Annotated in this window: 14 protein-coding genes; 1 reads left to right on the top strand and 13 read right to left on the bottom strand. The window is 72.8% G+C overall.

Annotated elements, in window-relative coordinates; all coding sequences use genetic code 11:
* Window positions 1-397 (top strand): phosphatase PAP2 family protein (locus J0670_RS11895; protein WP_207811472.1); only part of this gene is annotated, 397 nt, incomplete at its 5' end.
* 7 nt (window positions 398-404) lie between these two features.
* Here the strand turns inward: J0670_RS11895 and J0670_RS11890 are convergent.
* The 13 genes from J0670_RS11890 to J0670_RS11830 form a co-directional block, all read right to left on the bottom strand.
* Window positions 405-1,754, bottom strand: coding sequence for a glutamate-1-semialdehyde 2,1-aminomutase (locus tag J0670_RS11890; RefSeq protein WP_207811471.1), 1,350 nt, complete (start codon window positions 1,752-1,754; stop codon window positions 405-407).
* An 8-nt stretch (window positions 1,755-1,762) separates the two neighbouring features.
* Window positions 1,763-2,338 (bottom strand): dTDP-4-dehydrorhamnose 3,5-epimerase family protein, encoded by a 576-nt coding sequence (locus J0670_RS11885; protein WP_207811470.1) that lies wholly within the window; start codon window positions 2,336-2,338, stop codon window positions 1,763-1,765.
* The gene (locus tag J0670_RS11880) at window positions 2,335-3,573 is read right to left on the bottom strand and encodes a polysaccharide pyruvyl transferase family protein (RefSeq protein WP_207811469.1); all 1,239 of its coding nucleotides are present in this window, start codon (window positions 3,571-3,573) and stop codon (window positions 2,335-2,337) included. Before J0670_RS11880 ends, J0670_RS11885 begins: the two co-directional genes overlap by 4 nt.
* Window positions 3,570-4,517: a glycosyltransferase family 2 protein gene (locus J0670_RS11875; RefSeq protein WP_207811468.1), complete on the bottom strand. Its 948-nt coding sequence runs from the start codon at window positions 4,515-4,517 to the stop codon at window positions 3,570-3,572. The genes J0670_RS11880 and J0670_RS11875 overlap by 4 nt, the downstream gene beginning before the upstream one ends.
* Window positions 4,514-5,869 carry a hypothetical protein gene (locus J0670_RS11870; RefSeq protein ID WP_207811467.1) on the bottom strand — a complete coding sequence of 452 codons (1,356 nt, stop codon included), beginning with the start codon at window positions 5,867-5,869 and terminating at the stop codon, window positions 4,514-4,516. Before J0670_RS11870 ends, J0670_RS11875 begins: the two co-directional genes overlap by 4 nt.
* Window positions 5,870-5,874: 5 nt before the next feature.
* Window positions 5,875-7,149, bottom strand: coding sequence for a DUF4910 domain-containing protein (locus J0670_RS11865; RefSeq protein WP_207811466.1), 1,275 nt, complete (start codon window positions 7,147-7,149; stop codon window positions 5,875-5,877).
* Window positions 7,146-8,171 carry an NAD(P)-dependent oxidoreductase gene (locus J0670_RS11860; protein ID WP_207811465.1) on the bottom strand — a complete coding sequence of 342 codons (1,026 nt, stop codon included), beginning with the start codon at window positions 8,169-8,171 and terminating at the stop codon, window positions 7,146-7,148. Before J0670_RS11860 ends, J0670_RS11865 begins: the two co-directional genes overlap by 4 nt.
* A gap of 3 nt (window positions 8,172-8,174) precedes the next feature.
* Complete coding sequence (locus J0670_RS11855; RefSeq protein WP_207811464.1) at window positions 8,175-8,822, bottom strand: PIG-L deacetylase family protein; 648 nt, start codon at window positions 8,820-8,822, stop codon at window positions 8,175-8,177.
* Window positions 8,819-9,616 carry a glucose-1-phosphate cytidylyltransferase gene (locus tag J0670_RS11850; RefSeq protein WP_207811463.1) on the bottom strand — a complete coding sequence of 266 codons (798 nt, stop codon included), beginning with the start codon at window positions 9,614-9,616 and terminating at the stop codon, window positions 8,819-8,821. Before J0670_RS11850 ends, J0670_RS11855 begins: the two co-directional genes overlap by 4 nt.
* A complete protein-coding gene (locus J0670_RS11845; protein ID WP_207811462.1) occupies window positions 9,613-10,848 on the bottom strand; it encodes a class I SAM-dependent methyltransferase in 1,236 nt (411 codons plus the stop codon). Before J0670_RS11845 ends, J0670_RS11850 begins: the two co-directional genes overlap by 4 nt.
* Window positions 10,845-12,122, bottom strand: a complete 1,278-nt coding sequence (locus J0670_RS11840; protein WP_207811461.1) for a glycosyltransferase — start codon at window positions 12,120-12,122, stop codon at window positions 10,845-10,847. The genes J0670_RS11845 and J0670_RS11840 overlap by 4 nt, the downstream gene beginning before the upstream one ends.
* Window positions 12,123-12,124: 2 nt before the next feature.
* On the bottom strand, window positions 12,125-13,474 hold the full coding sequence (locus J0670_RS11835) for an O-antigen ligase domain-containing protein (RefSeq protein ID WP_374223092.1): 1,350 nt from the start codon (window positions 13,472-13,474) through the stop codon (window positions 12,125-12,127).
* Window positions 13,467-14,932, bottom strand: a 1,466-nt coding sequence (locus tag J0670_RS11830; protein WP_243436894.1) for a right-handed parallel beta-helix repeat-containing protein, incomplete at its 5' end; no start/stop codon positions are given. The genes J0670_RS11830 and J0670_RS11835, both read right to left, overlap by 8 nt.

Raw genomic sequence — 14,932 nt, 5'->3', positions numbered from 1 at the left:
GACGGGGTGCCTGCTGCGCAGGGGTCTGCGCGCGGCGGTGTTCGTCGTGGTCGGCGTCGGCGTGGCCGTGGGGGCGGCGACGGTGCTCAAGCACGTGGTGGGGCGCACCATCCACGGCGGCGGGAACCTGTCGTACCCGAGTGGGCATACCGCCTTCTTCACCGCGCTCGCCCTCGCGGTGGCGATGGTCGTGGCGCGCGGCCGAGGACGATGGGGGGTCGGCCTCGGCCTCGGTGTGGCGCTGGCGGCCGGCGCCGCCATGGGCTGGGCGCAGGTCACGCTGGGCGCGCACTACCCGACCGACGTGCTCGGCGGCTGGTGCACCGCGCTGGCGGTGGTGCCGGCGACCGCTTGGCTGGTCGATCGGGTAGTGAGAGTAGTGAGAGTAGTGAGATGACGTTTCGTCAGGCGAGGCGGCGGAACACGGGTTTCACCGGCCGCCCGGCCATCCAGGGGGTGGGGTCGGCGGCGTCCAGTGCCTTCCGGTACACGGCACACGCCTGGGCCACCACCTCGATGGTGCGGTCGATGTCGGTGTCGTCGAGCGCGCTACTCACCACGAACGAGGGGGCCAGCACCCCGCCCGCGAGGAGCCGGCGCAGGAACAGGGTGCGGTACTGCTGCGAGGGCTGCCGGTTCTCGTCGAGGGTGGCGAAGACCAGGTTGCTGGCCCGGCCCCGGACGAGGACGTGGTCGCCGACGCCCATGCCGGCCGCGGCCTCGCGGACACCGGTGGCCAGCCGCTCGCCGAGGGCGTGCAGCCGCGCGGTGGTGCCCTCCTCGACGTAGGTGGTCTGCACGGCCATCGCGGCGGCCAGCGAGTGGGTTTCCGCTCCGTGCGTGGTGGACAGCAGGAACACCCGGTCGTCGGAGTGGCGCAGCCCGCCGCGCTCCATCAGGTCGCGGCGCCCGGCGAGCGCGGAGACGGCGAACCCGTTGCCCAGGGCCTTGCCGAAGGCGGAGAGGTCGGGGACGACGCCGTACAGGCCCTGGGCGCCCGCCTCGGACCAGCGGAAGCCGGTGATCATCTCGTCGAAGACCAGGACGCAGCCGTGCCGGTCCGCCAGCTCGCGCAGGCCGGCGAGGTACCCGGGTGGCGGCTCGGTGTGGCCGGCGGGTTCGAGGATCAGGCAGGCGACCTCGCCCCGGTACCGGGTGAGCAGTTCCTCCGTGGCGGCCAGGTCTCCGTAGGGGAACGCCACGGTGAGCTCGGTGGTCGCCGCCGGGACGCCGGCGGACATCGGCGTGGTGCCGATGAACCAGTCGTCGACGGAGAAGAAGGGGTGGTCGGCGCAGATGGCCACCCGCGGGCGCCCGGTGACGGCGCGGGCGAGCCGTACGGCGGCGGTGGTGACGTCGGAGCCGTTCTTCGCGAACTTCACCATCTCGGCGGTCGGCACCGTGTCCAGGAAGCGTTCCGCGGCCTCGGCCTCCACGATGGACGGCCGGACGAAGTTGCTCCCGCGGTCGAGTTCCCGTCGTACCGCCTCCAGCACGCGCGGGTGGGCGTGGCCGAGGCTGACCGAGCGCAGGCCGGAGCCGTACTCGATGTAGCGGTTGCCGTCGACGTCCCAGACGTGGGCGCCGCGGCCGTGGCTGATGACCGGGGCCAGGCCCTCCGGGTACTGGTCGTCGCCCTTGGCGTAGGTGTGCGCGCCGCCGGGGATCACGGCGTGCAGCCGCTCGTTCGCGGCCCGGGACTCGGGGAGGTGGAATTCTTCGGCGGATTCTTCGGCGAATTCCTCGGTGGTCATGCGGATCCTCACTTCTCCTTCGGCCGAAGGGCCTCGACAGGGGCATCGGCAAGGGCCTCGGCGAGGCTCGGCGCCTCCCGGTCCCGCTCGGACATCGAGGTGACCGGCAGCGGCCAGGGGACGGCGAGCTCCGGGTCGTCGAAGGCGATCGTCACGTCCTCGGCCGGATCGTGCGGACGGTCGATCTGGTAGGAGACGTCGGCGGTCTCGGTCAGCGCCTGGAAGCCGTGCGCGCACCCGGCGGGGACGTACACGGTGACCTGCGTGTCGCCGGACAGCTCGAAGAAGGCCAGGTTCCGGTAGGTCGGCGAGTCCGGCCGCAGGTCCACGACGACGTCGAAGACCTCGCCGTACGAGCAGCGCACCAGCTTGGCCTCCCCGGCGCCGGAGCGCAGGTGCAGTCCGCGCAGCACGCCGCCGGCCGAGCGGGACACGCTGTGCTGGACGAAGGCCGCCGGGTCGAGGCCCACCGAGCGGAGCACGTCGGCGTCGAAGGTGCGGCAGAAGAAGCCGCGTTCGTCGGCGTACGGCGTCGGTTCGAACAGGTACGCGCCGGCGATCGCCGGGACTTCGGTCGCTTTCACGGAGCCTCCCGCAGGGCTTGGGCATGGGCCTTGTCGGCCGCCGGGAAGAGGACGGCGGTCAGGGCGGTGAACTGGTCTTCGAGCTGTCGGGCGGCGGCCTGGTTCCGCTCGGTCAGGGTCCGTCGCAGCTCCGCCGAGTGCTTCTCCAACTCCCGGAACTGTTCGAGGAGTCGGTCGGCGTCGACCTCGCGGGCGGGGTGGCGGTACTCGCCCAGCCCCATCCGGGCCATCAGCGCGTCGCTCTTGGCCGCGTAGCTGAGCGCGAGCGTCGGTGTGCCGGCCTTCAGCGCGCAGATCAGGTTGTGGTAGCGGGTCGCCACCACGGTGTCGGCGGCCGCCGCCTCCTCCATCAGGTCGGCCAGTGAGGTCGTCTCGGCGGCGGTGACCAGCGGCGAGTCCACCGCGTCGAGGATCGCGGCGACCACCGGCGCGTCGACCCCGTCACCGGTGAGCAGGCGGACCGGCCGGCCGTCCTCGACCAGCGCGCGGACGAAGCGGGTCGTCCCGTCGAGGTAGCGCCGGTGGATCTCCTCGGCCCGGGCGCGGTCGTCGTTGCCGCCGTGGAAGGCCATGACGCCGACGCAGACCGGGCCCGGCGAGCCGGAGGGCGCGTTCCCCCGTGGCGTCGGAAGAGCGAAGGCGAGGTCCGGGTAGACCTCGTCGCGCGCGGTGTCCACGCCCATCGCCCGCATCGCGTCGCGGGACGGGGTGTCCCGGTACGACCGGTACGCGGCCAGCCGCGCCGACCAGCGCACCAGGGCCCGGACCGGCCGGTCGCGGATCTCGGCGGCGCCGACGCTGACCAGCGCCACCCGGGTGCCGAACAGCCGACCGGACGCGCAGAGCAGGAAGAGCGCGTACGGGAAGCCCCACGGTCGCAGCGGCAGCGTGGCCTCCAGGACGCCCATGCCCGGCACGATCACCACGTCGTGGCGGCGTACCCAGGCGGCGGTGCGGACGGCGTCGACGAGTTTGCCCAGGCCCTTGCCCGCGATCGCGCCCGCCCGCGACGCGGTCCGGTACTCCCCGCCGTACCAGTGCAGCCTCGTCGCGGGGATCCGGTACCGGGCCGTGACGACCTCGGGGCCGCCGCACAGCGCGTCCACGACCGCCTCCGGGTGTTCGGCCCGGAGGTGGCCGAGCACGGCCTCCAGCGACCCGTCGTTGCCGAGGTTGCCGGAGCCGAGCAGGCCGAACACTCCGACGCGCACCGGGGTTCGGCCGGCGGACGTCATGCCCGCCTCCCCTCGCGTCCGGCCACGAGGGCGTCGAGGGAGACGGCGAGCTCGGCCGGCACGACGGGGGCCCGGTCCTCGACCCGCTCGCTGGCGCCCGGCCGCGCCCGGCTGGTCATCCAGGAGGCCAGGTGGCCGTAGCAGGCGCGCCGGTCCCGCGCGGACAGCGGCGCCCGCCGGATCGCCGCGACGAAACCCCAGACGTACTCGGCGAGCAGCCGGGGCGTCGGGTGCAGCAGGCCCGCCCGGCGCGGGTCCAGGTTGACGCACCGGGAGCGCTTGGAGGGGTTGGCCCGTTCGGCGCGGGTGGGGTGGTCGCGGCGGAAGTACAGCAGCTCGGGCACCTGGTGGAAGGGCCCGTGCAGGCCGATCTCGGTGACGAAGGTGCGGTCCGCGTGGTGGTAGCTGTCGTGCGGTTTGACCCGGCGCAGCACGTCGGCCCGCATCACCCCGTAGAAGTCGTCGCCGCCGGGCTCGAACAGCATGCTGCGGAAGCGCACCGGCGCGGACGGCGAGTCGGTGGCGAGGCCGTACTCGTAGGGGACCTTCACCTTGCCGTCGCCGTCGATGACCGCCTGGCCGGAGTGGGCGAGGATCACGTGGGGCTGCTCGTCGAGCGCCTCCACGCAGCGCCGCAGCAGGTCCCGGGCGTACAGGTCGTCGTGCGAGGCCCACTTGAACAGTTCGCCGCGGCACTGGGTGAACACGTAGTTGTGGTTCGGCGCGGCGCCGACGTTGCGGGGCAGCCGGATGTAGCGGATGCGCGAGTCCCGTGCGGCGTACTCGCGGCAGATGTCCTGGGTCGCGTCGGTCGAGGCGTTGTCGGAGATGACCAGCTCGAAGTCCTCGTAGGTCTGGCCGAGCAGGGCGTCGAGCGATTCGGCGAGGTACTCCTCGCCGTTGTAGACGGGCAGGCCGATGCTCAGCCGGGGAACGGCGGTCATGTGGTCCTCACTTCGGGAACGGGATTGCGGTGGTGCTCGCGCAGGGCGGCTCGCAGTTGCAGCCACCACAGGGCCGAGCCGCAGGCGGTGGCGGAGGCGACGCCCCAGGCGGAGCCGACCGTGCCGGCCAGGGCGGCGCCGCCGAGCCCGCCGCCGAGGTAGCAGGCGGAGGCGAAGAGTTGGCAGCGCAGGCTGCGCCGGGCCGCGGCGAGCGCGCGCAGCCCGGCCGCCGCGCCGCTGCCGAGACCGGCGCCGGCGACGCCGAGGGTGGCGGGCACGATGAGCCGGGAGGCGGAGTGCCAGACGTCGCCGAGGACGAGTTCGCCGAGGCGGTCCGGCATCAGCAGCAGCGCCGCGCCCCACAGCAGGGCGGCGGCGGCCTGCCCGCCGCCCAGCTGGAGGCAGAACCGGCCGAGTCGCTCGGGGGTCTGCCGCAGCACCCGGGCCGCCTCCGCGACGGTGACCAGCGACAGCCCCATCAGCAGGGCCAGGAACGGGCCGAGCAGGAGCTCGGCGCCCCGCACCGCGCCCACCGCGCCGACCCCGGCGATCGCGCCGAGCCCGTACGCCCGCAGCTGGCTCGCGCCGCTGAGGCTGACGTTCTCGACGAGGTAGCGGCTGCCGAGGTCGCGCTGCTCGCGCAGCCAGCCGCGGGCCTGGGTCAGCCGGGGCCGGATGCCGGACTGGAGGAAGCCGTACCCGGCCGCTGCCGCGGCGGCGGCTCCCCAGGCCAGCACGAAGGCGGCCACGGTGCCGACCCGGGCCGCCACGACCATGGCCGGGACGAGCGCGACGCCCTGGACGAGGTCGTTGGCGAACGCCTTCCGCCCGGTGCCGGCGGCGAAGAACGCGAACCGCCGGGAGTCCTGGAGCAGCAGCGCCGGCAGGGCGACGCCGAGGCAGGCGAAGGCCGTCCCCACGTCACCGCCGAGGCCGAGGCCGACCAGCAGGCACAGGGTGCCGAGGGTGGAGCCGACGGCGAGAGCGGTCCCCGAGGACCGGGCCGCCGCCGCGCGCCAGAGCGCGTCCGGTACGCCGCTGAACCGCACCATGAGCGGGTCGGTGGCCAGCCCGCGGGAGACGTTGAGCACCACGCCGTAGGTCAACCAGGCGAGGCTGAACACGCCGAACGCGTGGACCCCCAGCTCGCGGGCGACGTAGATGCCCACCGCGAAGTTGATCATGCTGGTGACCGCCTGGTCGGCCAGCCCCCAGGACACCCGGCCGAGGACGCCCCGCTTGCCGGTCCGCTTGCCGGTCCGCTTGCCGGTCCGCTTGCCGGTCCGCTTGCCGGTCCGCCCGGCTTCCCCGGGCGGACCGGCCGCCGTCGTCTCCACCCCCTCGGTGGTCATCGGCGTCACGCCTTGATCAGCCCGGCGCCCTCCAGGGCGCCGGCCGCGACGGCGACGGTGTCGAACGGCAGCCCGGACCGTTCGGCGACGTCCAGCAGGCTGTGCTCGCCGTCGGACATGCTGAGCACCCAGAGCATGGCCAGCTGGGCCTGCTTGGCGTCGCTGCGCCCGCCGAGCGAGTCGTACAGCCCGCGCCGACCCAACTGCGGCTCGCCGTACGGGCTGAGGTTGACGTACCTGCGGTTGCGGTCGAGGACGGCGAAGGCCTCGCGGCAGACCGCGAGGGTGTCCTCCATCGCCTCCGGCTTGACGAACTCCGGGTTGTCCGCCGAGGTGTGGTACTCGGGGTACCCGGCGTACGGGGTCCGGGTGAGCGAACCGACGCCGAGGTCGAACCCGGGCGAGCAGTACTGCCGCTCGTCGTAGCCGTACGGGGTGAACTCGGTGACGTGGTGCGGGCGTTCGGAGGCGAGCAGCACGTGCCGCAGCACCCGGTCGATCTCCGCGTCGCCGCGCCTGCTCTGCTTGTACGTCAGCCGGCCCGAGTCGCCGGCGCAGGCCAGCACCAGCCCGTGCTTGACCCGCTCCACCCGCTCCCGGTTGCGGGCCAACCAGGTGATCGCCCCGATGGTGCCGGGCGCGAAGATGAACCGGTAGGTGTAGTACGGCTCCCGCTCGGCCAACTCGCGCGCCAGGTACGTCGCGACCGCGATGCCCGCCAGGTTGTCGTTGGCCAGCGACGGGTGGCAGACGTGGCAGGAGATGATCACCTCGTCGGCGACCTGCCCGGGGACGACGTGTTCGGCGTAGGTGAGGTGGCCGTCCGCGAGAGTGGAGTCGATGCGCACCTCGTACTCGCCCTCCGGCAGCGCGTCCAGGGTCTCCTGGGCCAGGCAGAACCCCCACTGCGGCGCGTAGTAGCTGGTGCGGTACGGCACCAGGGTCGGCTGGTCCGGCAGGGTGAAGAGGTGTGCGCGCAGCTCGCTCAGCGGCATGGTCGCCGCCACCGGCACGCTGTAGCCGAGCACGTGCAGGCTGGACGCGGCGAAGTCGACGACCCGGTTGCCGGCCGCGTCGGCGACGTACGCGTCGCGGATGTTCCACTCCTGCGGCACCGTCCAGTCGAGCACCCGCGTGCCGGTGGGCACCTCGTGCACCTGGAGCGGGAGGTACTCGCCGACGATGTCCAGGGTGGCGCGCACCCCGTCGCCGGTGATGCTCCGGCAGAGCGGGTACAGCCGCTCGACCAGCGCGTGCATCTCCTCGCCGAGCCCGGTCATCGGCGCCTGCGCAGGGTGTCGTCGACGGTGCCGGCCTCGGTGGCGGAGCGCAGTACGGCGAGCCGGGTGAAGCGCTGCTCGAAGCTCTCCCGGGTCAGCTCGAACTTCCGGTAGGCGTCGGCGAGTTCGAGCGCGCCCCGCTGCACCGTCCACTCGCAGTCGAAGCCGGGGATCGCGGCGCGGAACCGGGAGAAGTCCACCCGGTACGACCGGGGATCGGCCCCGCTCTCCCCCGTGATCCGGACCTTCGAGCCCTCGACCGCCTCGGCGACCTGCTCGGCGATCTCGGCGACCGTCACGTTGTTGACCTCGCTGCCGATGTTGAAGGCCCGGTCGTGCACCGCCTCCCGGGGCGCGGTCAGCGCGGCGGCGAAGGCCCGGGCGATGTCGGCGGCGTGCACCAGCGGGCGCCACGGGGTTCCGTCGGAGAGCACCAGCACCTCGCCGGACAGCAGCGCGTGGCCCACCAGGTTGTTCAGCACGATGTCGGCGCGCAGCCGGGGCGAGTAGCCGAAGGCGGTGGCGTTGCGCAGGTACACCGGGGTGAAGTCGTCGTCGGCCAGCTCGTGGAGGTCGTCCTCCACCCGTACCTTGGACTCCGCGTACGGCGTCACCGGGCGCAGCGGGGCGTCCTCGGTCACCAGGTCGTCGCCGCCGGCGGCGCCGTAGACCGAGCAGGTGGAGGCGTACAGGAAGCGCCGCACCCCGGCGTCGCGGGCGAGTTTCGCCAGCCGTACGGAGGCGTGGTGGTTGATGTCGTAGGTGAGGTCCGGGGCCAGCGAGCCCAGCGGGTCGTTGGAGAGCGCGGCCAGGTGGATCACGGCGTCCACCCCGGCCACGTGCTCGGCCGTGACGTCGCGCAGGTCCACCCGCCGCCCCGGCGGGTCGGCGGGCGTCGGGCCGAGGACGCAGTCCGCGAACAGGCCGGCGTCCAGCCCGAGGACCTCGTGCCCGGCCTCGGCGAGGACCGGGGCCATCACGGTGCCCAGGTAGCCCTGGTGTCCGGTCAGCAGTACGCGCATGGTTCAACCCCCCAGGTTGAGAACGAGTTTGGTGACGGCGAACGCCTCGGCGTAGCGCGCGTGGCATTCGATGCCGCGGATCCGGGCGAGGCCCAGGAAGGCCTCCCGGTCGTACCAGGGCCGGTGCCGCTGCGAGGGGTAGTGCTCCTGCAACAGCCGCACCTTCTGTTCGGCGACCTCCGGTGGCAGCGGCTGGTACGCGACCGGGCGGCCGAGGTCGCCGTCCCACTTGACGATCTCGTAGCCGAGCACCAGGTGGTCGCGGAACGCGGTGGTGACCAGCTTCGCCAGGCCGCGGTGGTCCTGGTGCGCGTCCTCGGTGCGCGGTGCGAGGACCAGGTCCGGCTCGGTCCGCGCGCGCAGTTCCTCGACCGCGGCCTTGGCCTCCTCCCAGTGCGCGGGCAGGTGGCCGTCCGGCGACTTGAGGACGGTCAGGCGCAGTTCGGCGCCCGGGCAGAAGGCGGCGAGCGCGGCCCGCTCCTCCTGCTCCCGTTCGCCGCCACCGCCGGAGAGCACCAGCGCATCAACGCGGACGCCCGGCTGTGCCAGGCACATCGTCAGCAGCGTGCCGCCGGCGCCGATGGCGATGTCGTCGCAGTGCGCCCCCACCGCGACGATCCGCTCCGGGCGCCCGGCCCCGAGCCGGATCACGCGGTCCTCACCCCGGCGCCGTCCCGCTCCCACACGGCCCACGGGCGGTCGCCCCGGGTGTAGGCGGCGTCGAGCGCGGCCCGCTCCTTCACGGTGTCGGTCGGCTTCCAGAAGCCCCGGTGCTGGTGGGCCACCAGTCGGCCGTGCTTGGCCAGTCCCGCGCATCCGTCGGCGACCAGGTCGCCGTTCTCCGGGATGTGGTCGAAGACCTCCTGGCGGAGCACGAAGTAGCCGCCGTTCTCCCACAGCGGCATGTCGCTCACCGCGGTGATGCCCCCCACCAGGCCGTCCTCGCCCAACTCCACGCAGTGGAACGAGGACTGCGGCGGCACCACCAGCATCGACGCACCGGCGTCGCGTACGGCGAACCGGTCGATCATCTCCGGCAGCGGGGCGTCGGTGAGCACGTCGGCGTAGTTGGCGAGGAACATCTCGTCGCCGTCCAGGTGGTGGCGCACCCGGCGCAGCCGCTCGCCGATCGGCGACTCGATGCCGGTCTGCGCGAAGGTGATCGTCCAGGAGGCGATGTCGGTGGACAGCAGTTCGGCCTTCCCGCCCCGCAGCACGAAGTCGTTGGAGGTCGTCTCCTCGTAGTCGAGGAAGAACCGCTTGATGTGGTGGGCCCCGTACCCGAGGCACAGGATGAACTCGGTGTGCCCGTAGTACGCGTAGTAGCGCATGACGTGCCAGATCAGCGGGCGCGGGCCGACCATCGCCATCGGCTTGGGCACGTCGTCGGACGCTCCGCTGCGCATGCGCAGCCCGTAACCGCCGCAGAACAGGACGACCTTCACGGCTTGACCTCGACAATGCTCAGTTCCGGGATGGGGAAGACCAGTCGGCCGCCCCACTCGTGCACGAAGGACAACTGCTCGGTCAGCTCGGCCCGCAGGTTCCACGGGAGGACGAGCACGTAGTCGGGCCGGTCGGTGCTGATCCGCTCGGGCGGCAGGATCGGGATGCGGGTGCCCGGGGTGAACCTGCCGTGCTTGTAGGGGTTGCGGTCGACGGTGTACGGGAGCAGGTCGGGCCGGATGCCGCAGTGGTTGAGCAGGGTGTTGCCCTTGCCCGGGGCGCCGTAGCCGACGACCGTCTCGCCGCGCTCGGCCGCCTCGATGAGGAACTTCAGGAGGTCCCTGCGCACCTTGGCCACCCGGGCGGAGAACTCGGTGTACCCGGACAGCTCCTGGAGCCCGGCGGCCTTCTCCCGGTCCAGCACCTCGGCGACCCGCCGGGTCGGCTCGCCGGCCGCCTCGGTCGGCCGGGCCCACAGCCGGATGGAGCCGCCGTGCGTGGGCAGCAGTTCGACGTCCACGAGTGCGAGGCCGCCGCTCGCCAGCGCCCGGGTCGCGGACGCGACCGTGTAGTACTGGAAGTGCTCGTGGTAGATGGTGTCGTACTGGTTCTCCTCGATCAGGGTCAGCAGGTGCTGCACCTCGATGGAGACCCAGCCGTCGTCGGCCACCAGGGCGCGCAGCCCCCGGGTGAACCCGACCACGTCGGGGATGTGCGCGTACACGTTGTTGGCCACGACCAGGTCCGCCGGGCCGTGCTCGGCGCGGACGGCCGAGCCGGTGGCCGGGTCCAGGAACTCCGTGAGCGTGGGCACACCCGCCTCCCGCGCCGCGGCGCCGACGTTCACCGACGGTTCGATACCGAGGCAGCGGATCCCCCGCTCCACCACGTGCCCGAGCAGGTACCCGTCGTTGCTCGCGACCTCGACCACGAAGGCGTCGGGGCCGAGGCCCAGCCGCCGGACGGCGCCGTCGACGAACGTGCGGGCGTGCTCCACCCAGGAGGTCGAGTAGGAGGAGAAGTACGCGTACTGCGTGAACGTCTCCTCCGGCGTGATCAGCGGGGGGATCTGCGCGAGCCAGCAGTCGGTGCAGACCCGCAGGTGCAGCGGGTACGCCGGCTCCGGCCGGTCCAGTTGGTCCGCGGCGAGGAAGCTCTCGCACGGCGGGGTCGCCCCCAGGTCGACGACGCTCCCCATCGCCGCCGAGCCGCAGAGTCGGCATCGTGTCATTGACCGTCCCCATCCCGGCCCGCGCGGACGCCCCGCCGCGAGCCCTCGTTTCCGTTTCCCACCGGTGGCGCGCCGTTCGCGCCGCCGGGCCGCACCGCGATCGCGGTGCGGTACCCCTCCACCAGGCGCTCCAGCCCGACGGCCGGGCTGAACCGCTGCTCGTAGCGGAGCCGGGCCGCCCGGCCCAGCTCCTGGTTGCGGTCCGGCTCGGCCGTGATCCGGCGCAGGCAGGACGCGAGCGAGGCCGCCTCGCCCGGCCGGTGCAGCAGCCCGGTCACTCCGTCCTCGACCAGCTCGACGAAGCCGCCGTGACCGGCGGCGACGGCCGGGACCTTCGCCGCCATCGCCTCCGCGACCACCAGGCCGAACGTCTCCGGGGCCATCGAGGGGGCCACCACGGCGACCGACCGCGCGACGGCCTGCCGGCACTGGGCCGGGTCGTACAGGCCGACGTAGCGCACGTCGTCCCGGCCCGCCGCCCAGGCCGTCACCTCGGCCTCCAGCGGCCCCGCGCCGGCGAGCACGAGCGGCACACCGACACCGCCGTCCGCCGCGATCGCGTCCCACGCTTCCATGAGCAGCCGCACGCCCTTGGACTCCGCGAGCCGGCCGAGGAAGAGCAGGTGCTCGCCGGCGCCCTCGCGGCGGGGGCCCGGGTCGGGCACGAAGTTGTGCTTCACCATCAGCCGCTCGGCCGGCATGCCGGACCGCACCAGGAGGTCGCGCTGCGCCGCGGAGATGCAGAAGAACCGCTCCACGCCGGACCACCACCGCCGCCGGTTGACCGACAGGCTGACCGCCAGCGGCACCGTCGCCAGCCGGGAGCCGCGGTAGCAGCCGTGCCGGACGGCGGGCAGCGCGGCCACCGACCCGACGCACTCGGTGCACTTCCGGCCGTCCCGGTGCAGCGTGCCCGGCGGGCAGACCTGGGCGTAGTTGTGCAGCGTGGCGACGACGGGCACGCCGACGTCGGCGCAGGCGGCCAGCACCGCCGGCGACACGAGCGGGAAGACGTTGTGGACGTGCACCACGTCCGGCCGCTCGGCGCGCAGCCGGGCCGCGAGCTTCGCGCGGACCGCGGGGTTCCACGGCACGAGCAGCGGCACCGCGGCCTTGCCGAGCAGGGACCGGGCGGCGATGTCGTCGCTGCGCCGCTCGAACAGCTCGACCCGGTGGCCGGCCGCGCGCAGCAGCGCCACCTCCTCGTCGACGACCCTGTTCTCCCCGCTCGGCTGCGCCGAGGAGTAGCGGTTGTGCACCACGAGGACGTGCATGGTCAGGTCACCTCCCGGTTCCGGTCCCGGCGCGGGATGCGTCGTCGCGGGACTGCGCGCGTTGTCAAGGGCGTTGGCGAGGACGTTGGCAGGGGCGTGGTCAGGGGTGTCGTCAAGGGCGTGGCCTCAGCGGGCGTCGCGAGCAGCGCGGCAGCCAGGGCCAGGTGCAGCAGGTACGGCGAGGCGTCGCCGAGCCCGGCCTCGGTGTAGGACGACATCGCGACGTAGGTGATCAGGTAGATCGCGCAGGCCCTCGACAGCGACGGTGGACGCAGCAACGCGACCCCGCCCAGCGCGAGGAGGACCGCCGCCACGACGGCGATGCCGAGCAGACCCTGTTCGTTGTAGACGGCCAGCCAGCTGTTGTCGATCGGCAGCCCGCCGAACGACTTGTCGCCCAGGCCGATGCCGAACACCTTCTCCGGGATCGTCCGGGGCTCCGTCAGCAGGGCGTCCCAGACCTTGGCCCGGCCGGTGAGGTTGGAGAAGTTCTCCTTGCTCTGTCCGCGCATGAACCACGTCTGCAGCGCGGAGGCGAACGCCACCGCCGCCACCGTGGCGCACACCACCGCCCAGGCGAAGAACCGGCGGGCGGCGGCGCTGGTCAGGAGCAGCGAGGCGATCGCCAGCGCCAGCCCGACGAGCATGCCGATCGTGGCCGTGCGGGTGTGGGTCATCGCGAGCAGGACGAAGGACGGCACGATGATCACCGCCGCGCCGGCCCCGGTGGTACGGCGGTCCAGCAGGAGCAGCACGGTGAGCCCGATGATCACCGCGGAGTACTGCCCGATCTGCGGCGGGGTGAGCGGCCACAGCGCGCCGACCAGGCGCCCGCCGTAGTACTCGGGCATGGCCGTGCCCGGTGAGATGAGCAGGCCGGCGGCGACCGACACGAGCACCGCGTAGTACATCCGGATGTGGGTCCGGACGAACAGCATGCCGTCGGCCCACCAGCGGCTGGTCAGCCACAGCGTGGAGATGAAGATCGCCAGCCGGGCGCAGCGGAACAGCGCGCCGAACCCGACCTCCAGCTTCAGGCTGGAGATCACGCTCGGCACCAGCAGCATGGTGAGCAGGAACAGGAAGGCGTTGGCCCGCACGCGCAGCCGCAGGTTGAGCACGAGGGCCAGCGCGAACGCGGAGACCAGCGAGCCCATGGTGGCCATCTGGATGAGGGAGCGGGGGATCGTGACGATGGTCTTCGCCCCGGCGGAGCCCAGCGTGTTGAGGCCCAGCAGCGCCCAGACGATCCAGACGGCCTTCGGCGTGCCGTCAGGGCGTGGTTGGGCGCCGGGCCGCGTGATGACCGGGATCCCCCCGTCGCGCCCATGGTCGCCGCGCACCTCAACCACCGTCCTGCGCGGCGAAGGTGCTGCCCGTGTCCTGCTGGTACGGCACGCCCTGCCACTGCGCGGAGTCGAGCGGCCGACCCGGGTCGTCGGCGACGAAGCTCCACGGTCCGCGGTAGACGTTGTCGTGCCAGCGGTTGTCCTGCTTGAGGGTGATCGCCTCGGACACCAGCTTGCCCTTGTACGGCGACCAGTCCGGATAGGTGCCGTAGTTGGAGAGCACCGCCATGCGGCCGCACTCCGCGCCGCACCTGACGACGGACGTGTCGAGGGCGAAGCGGTTGTCGTGGATGTCCACCCGCTGGGTCTTCCACCGACAGTCGGCGTAGAGCGGGGCGGTGTCGATCGCGGGCTTCGCGCAGCGCTGGGTGTCCTTCACCAGCAGCGTGCAGTAGCCGGTCGAGGTGTTGGCCGGGCTGTTGCAGAACCGGTCGGCGTTCTCCCACAGGGTGATCCCGGACCAGTTGTCCTCCAGCACGTTGTGGTCGATCTCCAGCTTGTCCGTGCGGGCCGGGACGCGGGGTTCGCCGCCGGCCTCCGACACGTAGACGGCCGCGTGCGGGAAGTCGTCGCCGTCCGCGGCGTGCCGGCGGCCCTCGACCCAGTTGTTGCGCCGGATCGTGTTGTTACGGATGACCGCGTTGTAGCTGGTCTCGTACATCAGCGCGGCACCGTCGTTGGCCTCCAGCACGTTGTCCTCGATGCGGAAGTCGTTGTTGTCGTTGTCCGCCCACAACCCGGTTCCGCGGTTGTCGTGCACCCAGTTGCCGCGGATGTCGGCGCCGTCGACGGCCCAGAACTTGATGCCTCCGCTGCAACCGCAGCCCGGCTCCTTCCGCTCCCAGTCGTCGGTGTTGTTGCCCACGACCTCGTTGCCCTCGACCAGCAGGCCCTTGATGGAGTCGCCGGTCTTGTACGCGTTCATTCCGTACTGTCCGTTGTCGCGCAGGCAGCTGGCGCGGACCTGCTGGCGGGCACCGGCCATCAGCCCGGCGCCGGAGTTGTTCCGGATCGTCGCGTGCTCGATCACCCAGCCGTCGGCCATGTCGTGGTTGACCACGCCCTCGTCGTGCGGCGCGACGAAACCCTGCACGGTCAGGTAGCGGATGGTGACGCCGGGGGCGGTGCCGCTGAACGCGTAGTTGTTGGTCCCGCGGCCGTCGAGCACCGCGCCCGGCGCGCCGAGGTAGGTGTCCCCCTCCTTGGCCATGACCTGGGCGTAGCGGTCCGGTTCGAGGGTGTGCCTGCCCGGGAGCAGCCAGAACGTGGTGTTCGGGGGGCTGTTCCTGGTCTTCGCCTCCAGGTCGCCGACCACCGCCGGGTCGACGGTGACCGCGCCCGCCGGCGCGGTCACCGGACCGGCCTCGGGATGGGCGCACACCTGGGCCACGGCTACCGACCGGGAGGGCGTGGCCGTCGGCTCCGGCTCCGGCGAGGCGTCGGAGCCGCTCGTACAACCGG

It is taken from the genome of Streptomyces sp. FH025, from assembly GCF_017427025.1.
Lineage (GTDB): Bacteria > Actinomycetota > Actinomycetes > Streptomycetales > Streptomycetaceae > Kitasatospora.
The sequence above is the reverse complement of the archived record's forward strand: the minus strand, read 5'-3'. Positions and strand labels throughout refer to the sequence as shown.